This is a genomic window from Methylobacterium sp. J-001 (assembly GCF_022829565.1).
In the GTDB taxonomy this organism is placed as follows: Bacteria; Pseudomonadota; Alphaproteobacteria; order Rhizobiales; family Beijerinckiaceae; genus Methylobacterium.
The window spans coordinates 362,038-379,890 of the sequence record NZ_JAKSYN010000200.1; the positions used below are offsets into that span (position 1 = coordinate 362,038).

15 protein-coding genes and 1 pseudogene are annotated in these 17,853 nt (G+C 66.5%); 6 read left to right on the top strand and 10 right to left on the bottom strand.

Annotation, left to right across the window (positions count from 1 at the left end; translation table 11 throughout):
- Position 1: 1 nt before the first annotated feature.
- Positions 2-2,950 (bottom strand): DEAD/DEAH box helicase, encoded by a 2,949-nt coding sequence (locus MKK65_RS26045; protein WP_243960934.1) that lies wholly within the window; start codon positions 2,948-2,950, stop codon positions 2-4.
- Between the two features lie 179 nt (positions 2,951-3,129).
- Between MKK65_RS26045 and MKK65_RS26050 the strand changes: the two genes are divergently transcribed.
- Both MKK65_RS26050 and MKK65_RS26055 read left to right on the top strand, forming a co-directional pair.
- Complete coding sequence (locus MKK65_RS26050; protein WP_243960936.1) at positions 3,130-3,366, top strand: hypothetical protein; 237 nt, start codon at positions 3,130-3,132, stop codon at positions 3,364-3,366.
- 51 nt (positions 3,367-3,417) lie between these two features.
- Positions 3,418-3,981 carry a metallophosphoesterase family protein gene (locus MKK65_RS26055; RefSeq protein ID WP_243960937.1) on the top strand — a complete coding sequence of 188 codons (564 nt, stop codon included), beginning with the start codon at positions 3,418-3,420 and terminating at the stop codon, positions 3,979-3,981.
- A 340-nt stretch (positions 3,982-4,321) separates the two neighbouring features.
- On the opposite strand, the gene MKK65_RS26060 is transcribed toward MKK65_RS26055, so the two are convergent.
- The 9 genes from MKK65_RS26060 to MKK65_RS26100 form a co-directional block, all read right to left on the bottom strand.
- Positions 4,322-5,104 (bottom strand): hypothetical protein, encoded by a 783-nt coding sequence (locus MKK65_RS26060; RefSeq protein ID WP_243960938.1) that lies wholly within the window; start codon positions 5,102-5,104, stop codon positions 4,322-4,324.
- A 160-nt stretch (positions 5,105-5,264) separates the two neighbouring features.
- Positions 5,265-6,677, bottom strand: a complete 1,413-nt coding sequence (locus tag MKK65_RS26065) for a hypothetical protein (protein ID WP_243960939.1) — start codon at positions 6,675-6,677, stop codon at positions 5,265-5,267.
- 10 nt (positions 6,678-6,687) lie between these two features.
- Positions 6,688-7,695 (bottom strand): nucleoid-associated protein, encoded by a 1,008-nt coding sequence (locus tag MKK65_RS26070; protein ID WP_243960940.1) that lies wholly within the window; start codon positions 7,693-7,695, stop codon positions 6,688-6,690.
- A 118-nt stretch (positions 7,696-7,813) separates the two neighbouring features.
- Positions 7,814-8,488 carry a hypothetical protein gene (locus MKK65_RS26075; protein WP_243960941.1) on the bottom strand — a complete coding sequence of 225 codons (675 nt, stop codon included), beginning with the start codon at positions 8,486-8,488 and terminating at the stop codon, positions 7,814-7,816.
- 446 nt (positions 8,489-8,934) lie between these two features.
- Entirely contained in the window at positions 8,935-10,017 is a 1,083-nt protein-coding gene (locus tag MKK65_RS26080; RefSeq protein ID WP_243960942.1) for a catalase family protein, read from the bottom strand.
- A 327-nt stretch (positions 10,018-10,344) separates the two neighbouring features.
- Positions 10,345-11,133 (bottom strand): alpha/beta fold hydrolase, encoded by a 789-nt coding sequence (locus tag MKK65_RS26085; protein ID WP_243960943.1) that lies wholly within the window; start codon positions 11,131-11,133, stop codon positions 10,345-10,347.
- A gap of 268 nt (positions 11,134-11,401) precedes the next feature.
- Positions 11,402-12,334 (bottom strand): molybdopterin-dependent oxidoreductase, encoded by a 933-nt coding sequence (locus MKK65_RS26090; RefSeq protein WP_243960945.1) that lies wholly within the window; start codon positions 12,332-12,334, stop codon positions 11,402-11,404.
- Positions 12,331-13,149: a cytochrome b/b6 domain-containing protein gene (locus MKK65_RS26095; protein ID WP_243961018.1), complete on the bottom strand. Its 819-nt coding sequence runs from the start codon at positions 13,147-13,149 to the stop codon at positions 12,331-12,333. Before MKK65_RS26095 ends, MKK65_RS26090 begins: the two co-directional genes overlap by 4 nt.
- Before the next feature lie 134 nt (positions 13,150-13,283).
- Complete coding sequence (locus MKK65_RS26100; RefSeq protein ID WP_243960947.1) at positions 13,284-13,517, bottom strand: hypothetical protein; 234 nt, start codon at positions 13,515-13,517, stop codon at positions 13,284-13,286.
- 278 nt (positions 13,518-13,795) lie between these two features.
- Between MKK65_RS26100 and MKK65_RS26105 the strand changes: the two are divergent.
- The 4 genes and pseudogenes from MKK65_RS26105 to MKK65_RS26120 all read left to right on the top strand — a co-directional run.
- Positions 13,796-14,047: pseudogene (locus MKK65_RS26105) on the top strand (hypothetical protein); the annotation flags it as partial.
- Positions 14,048-14,505: 458 nt separating this feature from the next.
- Entirely contained in the window at positions 14,506-14,871 is a 366-nt protein-coding gene (locus tag MKK65_RS26110) for a hypothetical protein (RefSeq protein WP_243960949.1), read from the top strand.
- 183 nt (positions 14,872-15,054) lie between these two features.
- On the top strand, positions 15,055-17,085 hold the full coding sequence (locus MKK65_RS26115; RefSeq protein ID WP_243960951.1) for an AAA family ATPase: 2,031 nt from the start codon (positions 15,055-15,057) through the stop codon (positions 17,083-17,085).
- Positions 17,078-17,293 (top strand): hypothetical protein, encoded by a 216-nt coding sequence (locus MKK65_RS26120; protein WP_243960953.1) that lies wholly within the window; start codon positions 17,078-17,080, stop codon positions 17,291-17,293. Before MKK65_RS26115 ends, MKK65_RS26120 begins: the two co-directional genes overlap by 8 nt.
- The last annotated feature ends 560 nt before the right edge of the window (positions 17,294-17,853 follow it).

Sequence of the window (17,853 nt, forward strand, 5' to 3'; positions counted from 1 at the left end):
CCTATCCCCTGAAGACAGCGACGAGGCGCACGTACGGATCGGGATTGTCGGGCGTCTCGCGGGTCTGACGCACCCAGTCCCACCAGCCGTCGAACATCCGCTTGAGGCCGGCCTCCTCGTCCGCCTTCCGCTTCCGCTGCGGGGCGAGCTCGTCCATCCCGTCGAAGCGCAGCTGGAGCACCTCGACGTGGCGGGCGCGGAGGGCGTCTCGACGCTCGGACAGGCGAAGCACCTCGGTGTCCATCTCGCCCTGGTAGCGCTTGCGCGCCTCGTGGACGAAGGTCTGGGCCCGTTGCACGGCCTCCGGCACCAGGGCGCGCAGGTCCTCGACGGCCGTGGCGCCGACGTTCGGGATCTCGTCGGTCCCCAGGCCGGTCCGTGAGATGAAGGCGCGGATCGGCTCGACCCCGACGACCTCGCCGGCGCGGAAGACCACGACGGGCCACTCGTCGACCAGGGGATGCCCCTTCAGGTTGGGCACGGTGCCGTTGAAGACGAAGGCCGCCTCGTCCTTGGCGAGCCGACCGACGAGGCGCCCGACCGGCGCGGACCTGCGACCGAACACGGTCGTCACCTTGTCCGCGAGCCAGTCGACCGCCGGATGCACGTCCCAGAGGTATTGGAGGTCGGGCCAGCCGCCGCCGGTGCCTTGCCGGGACGTCCTGATCCGGTCGCTCATGAGGGAGCGATCATCGGTCAACCGCAGCATCCCGTCCTCCGGCTCGGCCTCGGGCGGCATGAAGCGCGCGTTGATGACCCCGGTGGCGTGCCCGCCGGTCTCGGACCGCTCACGGAAGTCCTTCGGGATCGGCAGCGTGATGACCCTCTCACCCTGGGCGACCTCGCACCTCAACGACGCGCCCGGGACATCCAGGCGCCGGAGTGCGGCGACGGTGAAGGCGAAGGTGTCGGGGAAGAGCGTCGGCCGCCCCTCGCCACGACCATCCATGCCCGGGGTGGGGACGGTCGTCTCGTCCTGGGCGAGACCGAAGAACGCCTCCAGCGACGCGTAGGGATCGTCGCCTGCGTTGTCGTTCGCCGCGGCGCGCGCGTCCATCTGGGCGTCGAAGGCCTCGGCCGACACGCCGTTCTCGATGGCGCTCGCGACGACGTCCTCCTGCTCCAGTTCGTCGTTGGTCCCAAGGAAGGCCGAGGGATCGCCGATGTTCTCGCCGGCCGCCCCGTCCTTCTCGATGAGCTTCTCAAGGACGCGGAGGTCACCGCGGATCTTCGGCTGCGCCGGCTGCGCGACGAGGTACCAGACCTGGGGTTGCCGCTCCTGGCCGTACCGGTCGATGCGCCCGTTCCGCTGCTGGAAGGTCAGGAGCGCCCAGGGCAGGTCGAAGTGGACCAGCTTGTGGGAGAGGTAGTGGAGGTTCAGGCCCTCGGACGCCATGTCCGAGGCCAGCATGATGCGGACGGGCGACTTCTCCAACCCGAAGTCGCGCACCAGCGCCTGGGCCTTCGCGTCGGCGTCGGGACCGGAGGCGTGGAGCGTGCGGACCTGATCCTCGGTGAGGCCGAGGTCGCGGCGCAGATGCTCGCCGAGCCATTCGAGGGTGGCGATGCGCTCGGAGAAGACGACGATCCGATCGTCCTTCCGGCGAGCCTGCCACTTGATGTCCGCGAGGAGACGGACGAGGCGCGCGTACTTCGTGAAGTCGTCGCCACCGATGGCCTGCACCGCATGGAGCAGTTCCGTCAGGGCGGCGCGATCCGCCACCGAACCGGGCGAGGTGTCGCCTTCGAGCTTTGCCAGCCGCTTCGTGAGCGTCTCGGCGCAGGCGGGCGGGCTGGAGAACAAGGCCTTCTCCAGGATGGTCTTGAAGAGCCTCTGGCCCTTGTTCCGGGCGGTCTCGTCCTCGGCGAGCGTGAGCTCCGCCAGGATCCCGTACGCCGCCTCCTCCGCGCCGGACGGGCTGAACGTGAGCTTCTCCGTGGCGCGGGGCCTTACCTTGGTCTTGATCGCCTCCCGGACGGCGGGGTTCGTGCGGAAGCGGCGTACGAATAGGCCCTTGATGTCGTCCGGGCCGTAGCGCTCGGGGTCGGCGATGGATGTTGGGTCGAGCATCCGCATGAGGCTGGCGAAGCTTCGGCGCGATCCGTCGTGCGGGGTGGCCGAGAGCAGTACGAGTCCATCGGATCGCGATGCGAGCCGTTCGGCAAGCTGGTTTCGCTGGCTGACGCCGCCGGCGCCCTTCCTCTCGGCGACGTTGTGGGCCTCGTCGATGATGATGAGGTCCCACCACGCCGTCTCCAGCGCCGTGCGGTACTGGCGGTCGTTCTTCAGGGTGTCGATCGAGATGATGGCCTTGTCGAATTGGTCGAACGGGTTGTGGTTGAGCGGGATGCGCGTGCGGATCTGACGGATGCGGGTGCTGTCGATCCGGACCAGCGGGATGGAGAACCGTGTCCAGAACTCCTGCTGGAACTGGGTGAGCATCGCCTTGGTCGCGACGACCAGGATGCGCTTGGCCCGCCGCCGCAGGATGAGCTCGGACGCGAGCAGTCCGGCTTCGAGGGTCTTGCCGAGGCCGACGTCGTCGCCGACGAGGATGCGCGTCCTGGGAGCCTTGAGCGCGAGCCGGACAGGATCGAGCTGGAAGTCCAGGTCGTCGATGGCCGCCTTGCCCGCGACCTGGATCGCCTCGCCGGTCGGCGCGGATTTCCTCAGGGCGGCCTCGACGTGGAGAAGGGTGTCGAGGTAGCCGGACGAGGCATCGGCGACCAGGGCGACATCGGCCGGGTCGACGACCTCGATCCCGAGGCCGCGCTTGCGCTCGACGTCCTCGACGAAGATCGCCTCCTTGTCGCGGACGATGCCCGAGAGACCGGTGGCGTGCACCAGCGCCCCGGAGACCGCGTTGCGCTCGACGTGGCTGATCAACCATTCGGTATCGCGCACGCGGATGCGCGCACCGGCGACCAAGGACGCCTTGGGCAAGCTCATGCGAACCACGCCATCGAGGTGACCTCGGCTGGTCCGGGAGCATCCGTCGCGTAACGCTCAGGAGCGTTGTCTGTCCTCGGTCTCGCCACGTGCCCCCCGCCTCGCGCCCGGCTCGTTGTCTGCCGCGCCATGGCCCCTTCGTTAGGAGCTGGATTCGTCAAAACTTTGCAACCTTAGGCTTGCCCTTGTTCCTGGGCGATATTTCCGTCGAGGCAGGGGAAGGCCTGGGGCGCACCGCTCACGTCGGCTCCGACGAGGTCGAAGGTTTCGACCGTCAGGCCTATCCGGGCACCGGATCAAGCCGGCCAGGGACAAGTCGACGGGCGACCTTGCGCCGGGCCGCCGTCCAGGCGATCGATGCGCCCCGATCAGGAGAGATCATCATGAAAGCCTTGGCCGCACACCAGTCCAATTGACCCCGGAGTGTCGTGCCGCGTGCCGAGCCTCCGTGTGTTCGCGAGGCTTCCATGTCCAAGATATTCTTCACCGCCGACGATCACTTCGGCCATCCGCTCGTCATCAGCGCGAAGGCCGCGAAGCCGCGCCCGTTCGCCTCGATCCAGGAGCATGACGAGACCCTGATCGCGCTCTGGAACGCGGTCGTGCGTCTTGACGACACCGTCTGGCACCTCGGCGACTTCGCCCACAAGTGTACCGAGGCCTACGCACTCAAGGTCTTCCGACGTCTGAACGGGCGCAAGCTCCTCGTCCGGGGCAACCACGATGGCGTGAGCGAGCGCCTGCCGTGGGCGGAGCCGGTCCGCGACGTGGCTCGGATCCACCTTCCCGATCCGGATGGCGGCACGCAGGAGATCTGGTTGAGCCACTACGCACATCGGACGTGGCCGGCCGCCCATAGAGGGGCCATCCATCTCTACGGTCATTCCCACGGCAACCTGCCGGGGACGGCGGCGAGCACCGACGTCGGCGTCGACTGCTTTGGGTTCCAACCCGTGACGCTGGAGCGGATCCGCGAGCGGTTGGCCGAGAACGCCGTAGCCGAGTCCGAACGATCGCGGGGCGGGAAGTAAGCGCCTCCGGATCGCGTTTGTGCCAGTCTTGTAGCCAGACACGGGACCGCCTGGAATCCTGTGAAGACGCGATGCCTGGAACGACGCGCACGTGCCCATGGTCGCGGATCGCTTGGACTGACGGCGCGGATGGTCCGTGACCCGCGAGGCCGTCTCGATGAAGGTTCGTGGGTCCTGGATAGACCGTGATCGAGGTGCCCGTCCGCGTGTCGGCGCTCCCATAGCAGATCGATGGGGACGACTCGGTGGGTAGCGCGTAACGGATAGCGCTACAGCAACAGCATGGCTTTGTACCATCAGGAAGCTGAAGACCGCATTCACAGTTAGCCGATTGCGCTTGTTAGGCCCAAGTGGGTCGCCCCGCGAGCCACTTCCGGAGATGCTCGACCCGCCAAACTAATAGAGTACGTGTTGCGGTATCCCAACGGCGCAGTAGACCTGTAACAACTGCATCAGATGGACTCCAAGAATTTATGTCGCATCCTTTTTGTACAAAACGCGTATCCCAAACGAGAGACCCGCTGTATCCACCGGCATTGCTATATTTGGTTTTATTATAAATTTCTAGCGATGTTCCAGGTGTGATGCTAGTGTTCTCTGGTTCCCAGAATATCTCGAATATCTCCGAATCGCCTGTGCCGCGCTTTTCTTGGCTGCAATAACCAACCATTATTTTATGAAAATCGCCATAGCCAGAATAAGTATTTTCACCTGAAAGTCCATAAAAAAATAGCAATTCGTCAGGCACAGGTGAATGATTTTGTGAAAATCTGGACCAGCCAACCATAGCGGCCTGTTCTTTCTGAAGCTGCCATGTCGGATCGTTCAACTTAATCGTTCCGACATCCAAGGGCTCGCGATCTGAGCAAGTCGTTCCAGAGAGATTGACAGGGGAATTGCTTCCAAAAGGAAGATGTTTTTGATCTTGATAACGTGTGATGTGTTCACAGGTAATTAGCGTCGTGCCACCTACCTGTCTGGGAAGCTCAACATATGTCGCAGAGCCGATGTGTGTTGGTTCATTGAGGGCTTCATGAATTACTGGCGTAACAAAATTTCTCGTGGCCGCCTTCATGCGATCTGCGACAAGTGCACTAAGCGCGTCCCATTGTTGTTTCGTCATTTCAGTCATCCTTCCAGCTTAAATTGCAATATCATATGAAAACCGCACACAAGCTGGAGGCCGCCCCGTCGTATGGGTGGCATCATGCGCCAGGACCGATGAAGGAGAGGTCACCGGACCGACCATACCCTTCCCGAGAGGTTGGAGATGGGTTCGGGTCCTATCCGCCGAACGGGTGAAGGACGAAGGTCCGAATGGCCGCCAGGACCGTCGGATCCGTCAGCGAGATCAGGTACCACGCGGCGGCGGCGTACAAGGCCCCGACGAACGGCAACGTCATTCGATAGACCCATCGGCCTTGGGAGATCGGCTTCTCCACCACCCTCCTCCATTCCTCCTCCGGGACGAACGCGTACAGCTTCCGACGCCAGTCCCTGCGACCCTTGTCGGCGAGCCAGTTGAACCGCCAGTTCGCCAGGACTGTCACGAGAAGGCTCAGGACCAATAGAACCGCCGTCGCGAACGGGATCGCCAGCAAGGCTTCCGAGCCGGTCACCTGCTGCGCGGTCGGTGACTTGAGCGCTAGCACGACGCCGGCGATGGCGAGGTCACGCCAGAGAGCGGAAAGCAGGTCCCGCGTGGCGGACTGCGCCTTCGCCACCTCCTCCTGCAGGCTCTTGCGCAGGTCGCCGAGGGACTTGAGGGCGTCCTTGCTCTGATCCTGGAGGTGAAAGGCGTAGGCCTCGCGGGCGCTGGAAAGGCTCTCCTTCAGAACGAGGAGCGCGCCTTCGGGCCATGTCTGGCCGTCGCGCCAGTCCAGCGACAGGTGGTTGTTGAGGAACAGGAAGCGCGGTTCGGCGTCCCGCCCTGATGTGTAGACCCAGTTCGCCGCCTCCGTCAGCGGGCCGAGGAGCTCCTCGTGCCGACCGGCGACTGGGGCCGAGACCTCGACCGGTTTCGAACGCGGCCCCTTGAGCACCACCGTGTCCCGACCGTCGACGACGCGGATCTCGTAAGGCAGCACGAACGCCAGGCGTTCGACCGCCGCGCGGCTCCAGGCCGAGAAGACCGGCGAGGGCTTGGCAGGGCGAGCGACGAGCAACCACGGCCCGATGGCCGAGGGCGCGCGACCGTGGCTCTGGTCACGAACGAGTTTCCGTGGAAGCTCGGGCAGGCGGTCCACGACCGGCGGCGTGGTCGGTCCGTCCCACGGGGAGACCGTCAAGGTGAGCGCCGAGAAGGGTTCGAAGGTCTCCGATACCCAGATGGTGAGCGGTTCCGCGACCAAGCCGTCGTTCAGTGTCGCGCCGAAGCCCTTTGCCGTGACGAAGTAGCACCAACCATCCCTTCGTTCCTTACGAAGGACGATCTGAAGCGCCTCTCCACCGATCTGATCGAAAGGGATGGCGGCGGGATCGAACTGCCCGGTGATGGTGCCGAAGACGTCGAGACCGCCGTACCCGTGGTCGGCGACGAATTTCGCCGCCGCCGCAAGATCGGCGAGCGCGCGCGCGTCGGGGCAGGACGCCCCGTCCACGCGACAGACCGCCAGGGTCTCCGACAGCACGGCACCGGGCTGCCCCGCCAGGGTCCGCAGCGTATCGGCGACCGTATTGTCGAAGCTTGCGGTCATCGCGCCACGCTCACCGGGCCACGAGGGAGCTTGTCCTGATCGTCACGATGACCGAGCCGTCGTCTTGCTCGTCCCAAACGAAGGTGTCCTTCGCCCCGGGCGGGACGGTGATCTCGATGTTCTCGGCCGTGCGGTATTTCCGCGGTCCCGTCGAAGGCAGCGATCCGTGGTCGAACGAGAAGCCCTCACCCTCGACGTCGTTGGCCGCGAGCTGGGCGTCCCAAGTCGACCGGACGGCTTCGGTACCGCCGGCGCCGAACAAGTCGGAGAATACCTGATCGGCGTCGAACTCCTGACGACGTAGGGCGATATCGGTCAGTCGTTCGCGCCACTGCGCGCACACCTGCGGCGGCAGTTCGGTCGCATGGGCGCGGACCGTCGCTAGGACACCCCTGACAACCGCGTCCGTCAGCTCGGGAGCTTCCTTCGCGCGCTGCGCCCCGAGGAACTCCTGGAAGAAGTCGGTGATGCCCGAGCGCTTGCTGTGGTCGATCACGACCAGCCTGCCGCCGTCGGCGTCGAGCTCGATCAGCGCCGACTTCTGAAGCGCCTTCTTGTTCTCGGTCAGGGGGTTCAGGACCTCGGCCAGCGTAGCGTCGGCATCCTCCTCGACGATGTCGATCACTTGCCCGCCGTGGTCGAACTTGATCAGCGAATGGAAGCGGCGATCCCCTGCCCTGAGGATGGCCACCATCAGGATCCCGCGCTTGAAGCGCCCGTCGTGCTTGGTCTGGTCGTCCTCGCGATGGAACTGGCGGGCGAGCTCCTTGGACATCTCGACGAAGGTCGTCGGGTCCTCCTCCGCGCCCCGCAGGGCGGCAAGTGTCGGCGACGCGGTGTCGAAGACGAAGCGGTTGCCCTTGAGCGTGTCGATGACGCGCGCGACGAAGAACGGCTCGAACTTCCCGATGTGCACCCTGTTGCGCAGCGTGGGATCGGGCTTCCCGTGATGAACGGAATGGAAGATGAAATGCTCGACCCGGAGCGTCGCCTTTTCCTCGTCGGTCAATACCGGCATCCGGTCCGCTCCCCCTTGATAACCGGTGGCCCTGCCAACGCGGTTCGCATTTTGTTCTAATTAGCACGATTCCCGGCATAGGACAGGCCGAGACCGACCACGCCGCCGGCGCAACCGGTCATCGGATCGCATCGAGCGTGACTTCCGGTACGGTGCGGGGTGGCTTATCGCGCGGCGACCACACGCTGACGATCGCCTCGGGCGGGATCGGCATCCGAACCGTGAAGGCGTTGCGGAAGACGGTCCGGTATCGCCCACCGATGACCGTGGCGTTGGCGTGATGGGCGGCTATCACCTCCGGATCGTGGATCGCCAGGTCGCACATGGCGATGTCGTATCCCTTCTCCTTTCGGTCCCAGGCACGCTCCGCGTATCTGAGGACACGCGGACCGAAAAGCCGGTCCAGGACAACCCGGGCTCGATCCGGTTCGCGGAGCTGGAACGCGGTGTAAAGGAAGTCGCGCCCATCCACCGCGACGGCCTCGATGGGCGCCGCGAACTCCATCAGGATCGGCGTATCGTCCTCGTCGGTGCGGTTGTGTCGCCAAGCGTAGTGCGCCGCCCCGTCGATCTCCCCGCATGCGCAGAGAGCCGGATGCTCGACGACGTGCTCACCGCGCGTGTCGTCGAGCGACAGGTCGGGCTTGCCGAAGAGGACGTCCGGGTCGGGCGGACGTTGCTGACGCATGAGCCAGGAGCGCCCGCTCTCCCGAAGACCGCCGGAACGGATGTCTGAGACGACCTCGTCGACGGAGGTGCGAGGCACGGCGATGCCACGGAAGAAGGTCGGCAAGGCGTGGTCCTCGTTCCGTCGGTCTCGGGGACATGGAGGTGGGGCGGGCCGCGCTTGACGCCGTGGGGCAGGCCGACCGGTCAGAGGGCGAGCGCCGGGATCTCCTGCGGACGATGGCGAGGCACCGTCCGTTGCTCTGCGAACCTCACGATCGTGCCCGGAGAGAACGTCGCCGTCGAAGGTATCCCTCAGCGCCACGACGAGGCAGTCGCGCCGAGCCCTGTAGACCTGCCTCGGACATCGCAGGTGCCGGTCGAAATGGCCCTCGTCGATGAAGGCGGCGAGCGCCGCCTGCTCCAGTCAAGCCTGCACGTTGCCCATCCGGGCCTTCAGCGTCCGCTCCTCGTCCCGGAACATGCGCGGGACCAGGGCGAAGCCGATGCGCAGGTCTGCCGCTCACTCGGTGCGGACGTTCGGAGCGGGTACCAAGCGTCGGGTTCTTACAGCTAGGCCGGCACGAGACCGATGCTTGCCGTATCCTCCGATGCGACGCCATTCCTGCGGTGGCGAAAGTCGCTCAACGCCCGGTAGACCTGTAGGCGCGCCCGCATCACGGAGCCGAGCGGCCGGTGAGCCGCGAGGCTGTGGGCCGGGCGGAAGGTCATGACCTCGTCGAAGTAGCGCACGCGGTCCGGCGCATAGGCATCCTGGCGCGGCAGGCGCAGCGTCGCGACGGTGCGATAGGGGCTGATCGAGACGGGCCAATCGACCGAGGCGTCCTCGATGGGCTGCTTCTCGGCGTTGGCCCAGAGCTGGGCCTTCAACTCGAACACCACCTCGTTCTCCCGGAAGAAGGCCACCGTGGCGTGGCGGAAGCCATCCTCGTCCTGGTGCGGGTCGAGGCGCCACTCGGACAGGGCGCGCTGGCCTTCCGTCGACGGCACGACGCCGAGCTTGGCCACGTAATCGCCGAAGCGAACCGGCGCCTGGCTGAAGTAGCTGTCGGCCAGGGGGTGGCTGTAGGGATGGCCGAAGAAGTCGGCGAGGGCGCTCTCCGTCCCGAAGGCGTGCAGTGCCCGGTTGAGGTTGCGCATGGTCGACGAGACCGCGCTCTTGACCCCCTCCGGCAAACCCGTCGACTTGCCAATGACCGTGCCGTCCCGCAGGAAGCCGGCCGCCGTGCCCGAGGGGAAGGTGGTCCCGGTCGCGAGCACGAAGTCCTGCGTGTCGACGGCGTGGCCGGGCAGCTTCTCGCCGGGGACATCGAACACCTTGATCGACATGCCGCGATGGGTCGAGACGCGGTCGCCCAGTGTCTCGCCCGGACCCTGAGCGAAGCGGACGGCGACCGGGTGGGTACCGGGGTTGGCGAAGAGCCCCTGCGCCAGTTCGGGCGGCAGGCCGGCGGCGACCGTCAACTCGCCGGTGACGCAGGCCGAGCTCTTGGCGTGGCTGGCGCGCACGGCATGGTGCTCGCGTGTCTCGACGGTCTCCGATTGCTGCGTCATGCCGTTGATGATGCCGTCGATGGTCTCCTGCTCGTCCGCGGCGGGCTTCTCGATGTCGGGTGCGTAGCGAAGGTAGGTCATGATCTTCCTCACGGTGATCGGGGAACTGAAGCGGACCGCGGCGGATAAGAGCGCGGCGAATTCGGGGGTCGACGTACTGAGCCGGAAACGGGATCCCGTTCCGAACATCGAGGGGGCCGGGGGCCGTTCCCGGGCAAGGACGACCTTGCGTCCGTAGAAGGTCTGCCTGAATTTGGCTGCGCTATAAGTTGGCTTTGAAGCGCTGCTACGTTCTTGCGGCCATGGAAGACCGGACCACGGACCCTCTCCAGGGCGGAGGCGGCAAGCTCGGCCGATATGCTCGACGACCCGTGGACGACCGCGGGCTCGGGTGTGCGACGAGCCATTTCAAGGCGCATCCTTCCCAACCGTCTCAAGGATCACGCGCGCCGTCTCGGCAGGCTGATCCCAATGCGGGAAGTGGCCGCAGTTCTCGAACCAGTGCAGCCGGGCCGACGGGAAGGCTGCCAGGGCGCGTGCAGCCTGGCGCGGCAGCAGCAGGTGGTCTTGGCGGCCCCAGCCTATGGTGACAAGGCCGGGCGTCCTTGCCGAACCCTGCTGCAACGGCCCGCGTGCCAGTTCACGCAGCATCGCATCGAACACCGGTGTGGCCACCAGGCTCCGCAGCTCCCCTACGACGAGCTGCGGCGGCAGCGCCCACGGACGGTCCGACAGTTGGGCCAGCAGCAGCGTACGGGTGACGGCGTGGCGCGACAGGCCGGGATGGAAGGGCCGCAGCAATCGCACCAGGCGTATCGATGCCGCGAGCGTCCAGTGTAACCAGCGTGTTTCCCACCCGCGCCAGAAACCGCCGGGATCAAGTGCGACGCAGTGCCGACCGATGCCCCGCCGCGCCAGCTCCAGGACCAGCCGGCCCCCCACCGAACTGCCGACGAGGTCCGCTGTCGTCAGGCCTTGCGACTGCACGAAGCCGTCGAGGGCGTCCGCATAGGCCTCCACCGTCTGCCGGCCCGCGAGCGGGGCCGATCTGCCATGTCCCGGCAGGTCGACCAAGATCAGTTCGCGCGAGCCGCGTAATGCGGACAAGAGCGGATCCCAGGTACGGAGATTGGCCCCCAGCCCATGGACCATCAGTAGCGGCCGGCCCGTGCCGAGGCGTTCGAAATGTAGGGACATGACGGCATCGTCCTTCAATGTTCGCGCTGCAGTCCGAACATTGGTCCGTCGCAGGTTTCGTCAGGCCGGATGCGCCGGTCAGGTTCGCGGGCCGCTCATTTCGGACGCTTCGAGGCCGAGTCGCCGGTCTGATAGCCAGCTGCGCGGCGCTGACTGTACTTTGCAGCTTTGCAAGGGCCGGATGTCGCCGCGAAGGCCCCCCCGGAGTTCGCCAGGAGAGATGCGCTTCCAATGCTCGCGGAGACGTAGACGTCACGTCCGCGCCAACTCAGATGCCGGCGTACCAGGCGTAGCCCTGGTCCTCCCAGTATCCTCCCTTGCCATCGCCCAGATGGGCGAAGCTCTCGACCACCTCGATGCGCATCACGTACTTGGCCTGCTTGTAGCCGAGGTTGCGTTCCACCCGCAGGCGCAGCGGGGCGCCGTTCGAGACCGGAAGCGCCTTGTCGTTCATGTCGTAGGCGAGGATCGTCTGCGGGTGGAACGCGTCCACGAGGTCGATGCTCTCGTAGTACCTGACCGGTGATCCACCACTGGCCGCAGTGTCATCAGACGCCTGCTGGCCGCCTGAGTCCTTCCTGCTCTCCCCACCGCCCGATTGCTTCGTCATGGCTGGGTTGGCATTGCCGGCAGGGATTGTTTCGTCGGAGCCGCCATCCTCCGCGGTGTCCGCTCCGCCGTTGTCCTCTCCTTGGTCCATCGTGTCCGCGCAGTGGAACACCACGTAGCGCCCCTCGGGCTTGAGCTTGGCCCGGTTCAGGAGGTCGGCGAGCGGCACGCCGGTCCACTTGCCAATGGCGCTCCAGCCCTCGACGCAATCATGCCGGGTGATCTGGGTTCGGGCGGGAAGCTTGCGGAGCTCGGCCAGGGACAGCCTGAAGGGCGCCTCCACGAGGCCGTCCACCTGCAGGTGGTACTTGGCGAACCTGCCCTTCGCGAGCGCCTTGTAGTCCCTGTCCGGCGGATCCTCGGTGCCGTTCGGCTTGAACCACGGCGAGATGTCGGCCTCGGCGTATTCCGGGGCCAGCGTCCGGTTGGTCAGCAGCAGGCGCTGGAAGAACAGGTTGGCGTCCTCGCCGGTCTTGAGGGTGCGCCGGAACCACTCCTCATTGCCCAGGCGGTCGCACCCGCCGAGCATGGCCGCCGCGCCCGCGGCGGAAGCCCCCGTCAGGAGGGCCCTTCGGCTCGGAAGGCGGCTCATGCCCGGGTCTCCCCGGTGACGGGTGCCGGCTCGACCTTGCGCTCGATCACGAACCAACCGGTGAGCATGCCGCGCATGTTGTTCCAGAAGCCCGAGAGCAGGACCAGGGCGACGTGCACGACCACGAACAGGACCAGCAGGGCCGCAACGACGAAGTGGACCGTGCGGGCCGACTGGCGCCCGTCGAACAGCGTCAGCAGGAACGGAAAGGCTGCGTCCATCGCCGGCGACATCGCGAGGCCGGCGAGGACCTGAACCGGCAGGAGCACGAACAGGACCACGAGGTAGGTGAGCTTCTGGATGACGTTGTAGCGCTTGGCCTCGTCGCCCTGCGGGAAACGCAGCGTCAGGTGCTCCCGGATCGACGCCCCGAAGTGACGGATCTGGTCGCGTGACGGGATCACGCGGAACCGGAGCTGCCCACTGACCAGCCCGTAGAGCAGGTAGGCGAGGCCGTTCAGGACGAAAGCCCAGGCGAAGAAGAAGTGCCAGGAGCGACCGCCGGTGAGGTCCTGGTCGCTCGGAAGCGTCGCCCAGCTAGGGAAGCCGCGGTCGGCCGCCTCGCCGTCGCCACCGGTGGATGAGCCGAGATACCCGGTGGTATCGAAGGAATGCCCGAGGACCGTCGTGACGCCTTTGGGCGGATCGTCCTCGGTGGAGGACATCCCCATCAGCGGCGTATCGAAGGTCGAGACCTTGCCCCAGTACAGGGCCGGGTGGGCGTTGAAGATCTGAAGGCCGCTCATCAGCAGCACCAAGAGGCAGATCGCGTTGACCCAGTGGGTGACGCGGATCACGACCGGGTGCCGGAACATCCATCGGCGGCGCTCGACCTCGCCCGTGTCGGGCGCGGAGCGCGTCAGGTAGGTGCGAGGCAAACGGTCTCCCTCGGGATGTCGGTCGTCCAGGGCGGAGGCCCCCGTGACGGGGCCTCCGGATGCGTCGGCGATCACATGCCGCGGTTCATCATCCGCTTCTTCATCATGCGGCGCTTCATCATCTGCTTCCGCATCATGCGCTTCTTCATCATCATCCGGTCGCCGTGCATCATCCGGACCTGGGTGACGCCGCTCTCGGACTGGAGGCCGTTGACGGACATCGGGGCGGCGGAGGCCGAACCGGACGCGAGGGCGATGCCGCCAAGGGCGGTCAATGCGGTGAGGGCGAGTGTGAAATTCTTCATGCAAGATCTCCTGTAGTGCTGAATGCCATATTCAACCTTCGTCACAACAGGAATTTTCCGGCATTGTTCCGATCTATAAAATCTCGTCAATTGATGGTTATTCACCATTCGGCCAAGCGGTAGCGTTTACCAAAGCAGAGCCTTCGGCACGAACGTCAATGGGTCGTCTGTAGGCGGTACGACACCAGCTGATTTTAAGTTTCAGGTATCAACACCGGCGGTCAGGATGCCGCGGATGACTGCCCGAGCCCTTGCAAGCAGCTTTGCTGGGTTTGCCGCAGTCCGATGCGCGCATCGACCTGCTGGTCACCGACATCGGCCTGCCCGGCGGCATGAACGGACGCCAGAAAACTGATGCGGCCCGCGTCGGGCGACCCGACCTCAGGGTGCCGTTCGTAACCGGCTACGCCGAGAACGCCGTGCTCGGCCACGGGTACCTCGAACCCGGCATGGAGGTGCTTACCAAGCCCCTCGCCATGGAGGCGCTCGCCTCGCGGATCAAGGAACTCATCACCGCGCGACGAGGGTAGACCTGGTGCCAGGCCCTTGAAGATGAATCGCTTTCCCGATCGCCACGGTATTTCTGGGCCATTAGCCTTCACTTGATCGACCGATTTGAGCCAAGTTTTTCCACAGTAACGAGACGATCCCCTTTCGAGAAGACTTGCACTTCCATCCGTGTGCCTGCACTTAAGGCTCATGACCGCGCAGACGAAACGCACGGCGGACCGGGTGGCCCAGGCCTCGCCGGCGCGCGCCGATTCCCCCTCCCGCGGATAGCCGCGCGCACCATCGCGCCGCTCCGGGAGGCTCCCCTTGATGGACACCTCCCGATGATCACGTCCCGTCCCTTCCGAAAACGGCTGCCTTCGGCCCGGGTCCGTCCCGGCCGCGAGACGTCACGGGCGCATTCGCGCCTTCCCGACACCCCCCAGGGCTGACCCGGCGCCGGAGCGCGCCTGGCTGCCCCTGCGCGGAGGCAGCCACCATGATCGAGAATTCCACCAACACCGCCGACGGTCGGCCCCGAGGCGATGACGACCCGGCCAAGGTCGGGCACCCCACCGTGCCGTCGTGCCTCGCGGCAACCCCGCTCGAAACCGAGGACCCGGCCCGTCACGTCGGGGAGATCTTCAGGCGGCTGGTCCTGGCCGCCGAGACCTTCCCCGGGCAGGCCTTCGGCCGCATCGTGGCCGCGGTGCTCGTCGCCCTGGGCAAGGCCGTCCTCGTCGAGGCCGAACGGCAGGCCGAGAGGCTTCGCGAGCGCGCCGCACCGCTTCGGTCCGGCGTCAGGGTCTCGGCGACCGCGCGTCGCGTCGACTTCGACGGGTTCGACATCGCCCCCGCCGAATAGATTGCCGCTGCCCAGGAGCATCCGATGTCCCCGCCCGAACGCTTGAAACCGAAACCTCGCACCGCCGACCGGCGGGGCCGCCGCATGCCCGCGGCGCACCGTCACCTCGTCCGACCCGAGACACCCCCCGGGGCCTGACCGGCGCGCATCGACGCGCTCGGCGGCCTCGCGATGGAGGCCGCCATGAGTTCCACGAAGAAGTACGCTCCGCGAAAGGGCCTCGACCACCTGACGCGCGCCTCCCGCAAGGCCGCCGTCGAGCACGAGGATACGGGCGACCTGCCCACCGCCGAGGAGTTCCTCGAAGGCGAGGGCGAGCCCGATGAAGCCGCGTCGGTAACCGTCGCCTCCCCCGTCCACACGCTGGCGAAGACCGCGCTCGCCGCCGCGATGTCGCGTGCCCAGGCCCGCAGGTTCGCCACCGCCCGCGGCCTGTCCGTCCTGATCGAGGCCCCGACCCCGGCCTGGGTGCAGCCGCTCCGCCGCGCCGTCTCGGCGATGGGATCATGGGACCATTGCGAGGCGCGCGATGCCGCCGCCAAGCCGAAGATGCGCGCCGACGAGGGTGAGGCGGCGCTGGTCGAGCTCCTGGCGGCGGGAAGGCGCGTCGCGGTCGTCTCATGGCTGCCGGAGCGCTACGCCCCCCGTTCGTACGTCGACGCCTGCGACATGCGGGTCGTCGTCGGCCATCCCACCGCCGCCGTGCTGCGGCCCGTGATCCATGCGGCGACGGGGACGCGCCCGCGCCGGTTGCCCGCGTCCGTCCAGGGTCTTGACCACCCCGACTTCCTCGCGGCGATCCGGACGGGCGGCACCGCCGCGTCCGCCGTCGGGCGCCTGAAGGCGACCGCGAAGGCCAGGGCGTTCGTGACCGGCGGTGCGGACGATGCGCCGCCGGTCGAGGACCTCGTGGGCTACGGCGAGGCCGGCGAATGGGCGCGGAGGGTTGTCGCCAGCGTCCGGGCATGGCGCGCGGGCGATGGCCCATGGCCCGCCGGAACGTTGAACGCGTGCCTGGCGAGCGCCCCGGGCCTGGGCAAGACCACGCTCATGCGAAGTCTCGCGAGATCCTGCGAGATCCCGGTCGTGACCACCTCCGTCGCAAGCTGGTTCGCCGGTTCCGGCTTCCTGGACGACGTCATCCGCAGGATGCAGGACGATCTCCTGCGAGCTTCCTCTGCCGCACCTTGCATCTTGGCATTCGACGAGGCCGACGCGTTGCCCACGAGGGCCGGGGGCGACGACCGGCACGCGTCGTATTGGATGCCGATCCTGGGCGCATTGTTGGCATTCTTGGATGGCCTTGGCCTGCACGGGTCCGACGCGTCGCGGATCATCGTGGTCGCCGCCACGAACGCGCCGCATCGGATCGACGCGGCGCTGCTGCGAGCCGGCAGGCTCGGCGGCGTCATCCGCATCGATCCCCCGGACGCCGCCGCCCTGGCCGGCATCCTGCGCCAGCACCTGCGCGGCGACCTCGCCGGCGCGGACCTGGACGGCGTCGCCGCGGTCGGGGTCGGCGCCACCGGCGCGGAGGCCAGGTCGTGGGTGGAGAGTGCCCGGCATGCCGCGAGGCTCGACGGCAGGGCGATGACGGTCGAGGACTTGATCCGCCGGGCCGCGCCCGCCGAGGATCGGTCCGAGGCGGCGACCTGGCGTCGGGCGGTGCACGAGGCGGGCCACGGCGTCTGCGTGCATGCCGGTGGCGGCGGCACCGTGAAGCGGATCAGCATCGTCGCGTCCGGCGATACCGGTGGCATGACCGTCTCCATGCCCGGCGAGGATGCGATGGTGACGCCGGCCGGGATCGAGACCCACGTCGTCGGCCTGCTGGGCGGACGTGCCGCCGAGGAAGCCCTCGGCCTGGGCGTCTCGTCCGGTAGCCACGGCGACCTCGGCGAGGCGACCACGCTCGTCGCGGCGCGCCACGTGGCGCTCGGCATGGCCGGCACGCTCGTGCGACGCTCCTCCATCGAGCGCGCCGCCGACGTCCTTGAGCGAGATCCCAGGGTCCGCGCCGCGGTGGAGGAGGAGCTGCAACGCCTGTACGCGGTCGCCCTCGTCCTCGTCCGCCGGCACAGGCCCCTCGTCGAGGCCGTCGCCCGCCTGCTGGTCGAGCGGCGCGTCGTCGACGAGCAGGCCTTCCTCCGCCTGGCCGACCTCCATGGCCACGCGGCCATCGCACCCAGGCAGGGAGTGCCGCGCCATGGATGAGGCCCTGCTCGCCTTTCTAGGAAGCCTGGTGGAGATCAAGACCGAGCTCGGTCCGAACGTCTACGACGCCGCCCTCGAACGGGCGCGCCTTGCCATCGCGGCCGAGGTGATGGTCGAGGCGGAACGTGCCGCATTCAGACGCGCGCAAACACCAGCGATGAGTAACGTCATCGTTTTCCCGTTCGCGCTGCATGCCCCCGATACCTGACCGTGAGGGATGATCATCGTCTGGACGGCGAACGAACGGTGAGCGAGCAGGGTCCTCGAACGTCTCGAAAATCCCGTCGAAACTTAAAAAAGCGAGTCTCAACAGGCTCTTGGCCATCATGGTTAATTTCAGATCGACGGCCTCCGTCGCTCCGGTGACGGGCGGCCCTGGTCTCCTCAAGTCATTGAATCAGCTGCATTTCAAATGATCCCCGGGCCACTCAGTTTGCTAGTTAAAAATTCTTATGATCAGTCATATTTTCCTAAAAACAAAGCCAAAGGATAGACTATTCGATCCTTGGATTCTGACCTAAGTCCATGTGATTAAATTGCTTTCTGGAATTCTCATCATGGGGCGGGTGCCCCTGGACGCTATCGGCGATGCCATCGATAACTAGCCAGCTGATCGGACAGGGCCGTCCTGGCCGAAAGCAACGAAGGGAATCCCACGATGATCAAGAAAACGTAGCTTCGAAAAAAGGGCGCATCAGGTTCGAAGCCCGATGCGCCCGAAATTCGAACGACGCCACGCCGGTGCCCGCTAAGCCAACGCGTGACGTC

Excerpts from the sequence above, each read along its gene's own strand:
- MKK65_RS26110 (WP_243960949.1), top strand. The coding sequence starts at position 14,506 with ATGATCGAGAATTCCACCAACACCGCCGACGGTCGGCCCCGAGGCGAT.
- MKK65_RS26055 (WP_243960937.1), top strand. The coding sequence starts at position 3,418 with ATGTCCAAGATATTCTTCACCGCCGACGATCACTTCGGCCATCCGCTC.
- MKK65_RS26045 (WP_243960934.1), bottom strand. The coding sequence starts at position 2,950 with ATGAGCTTGCCCAAGGCGTCCTTGGTCGCCGGTGCGCGCATCCGCGTG.
- MKK65_RS26085 (WP_243960943.1), bottom strand. The coding sequence starts at position 11,133 with ATGTCCCTACATTTCGAACGCCTCGGCACGGGCCGGCCGCTACTGATG.
- MKK65_RS26120 (WP_243960953.1), top strand. The coding sequence starts at position 17,078 with ATGGATGAGGCCCTGCTCGCCTTTCTAGGAAGCCTGGTGGAGATCAAG.
- MKK65_RS26090 (WP_243960945.1), bottom strand. The coding sequence starts at position 12,334 with ATGAGCCGCCTTCCGAGCCGAAGGGCCCTCCTGACGGGGGCTTCCGCC.
- MKK65_RS26100 (WP_243960947.1), bottom strand. The coding sequence starts at position 13,517 with ATGAAGAATTTCACACTCGCCCTCACCGCATTGACCGCCCTTGGCGGC.
- MKK65_RS26065 (WP_243960939.1), bottom strand. The coding sequence starts at position 6,677 with ATGACCGCAAGCTTCGACAATACGGTCGCCGATACGCTGCGGACCCTG.
- MKK65_RS26095 (WP_243961018.1), bottom strand. The coding sequence starts at position 13,149 with ATGTTCCGGCACCCGGTCGTGATCCGCGTCACCCACTGGGTCAACGCG.
- MKK65_RS26115 (WP_243960951.1), top strand. The coding sequence starts at position 15,055 with ATGAGTTCCACGAAGAAGTACGCTCCGCGAAAGGGCCTCGACCACCTG.
- MKK65_RS26080 (WP_243960942.1), bottom strand. The coding sequence starts at position 10,017 with ATGACCTACCTTCGCTACGCACCCGACATCGAGAAGCCCGCCGCGGAC.
- MKK65_RS26060 (WP_243960938.1), bottom strand. The coding sequence starts at position 5,104 with ATGACGAAACAACAATGGGACGCGCTTAGTGCACTTGTCGCAGATCGC.
- MKK65_RS26070 (WP_243960940.1), bottom strand. The coding sequence starts at position 7,695 with ATGCCGGTATTGACCGACGAGGAAAAGGCGACGCTCCGGGTCGAGCAT.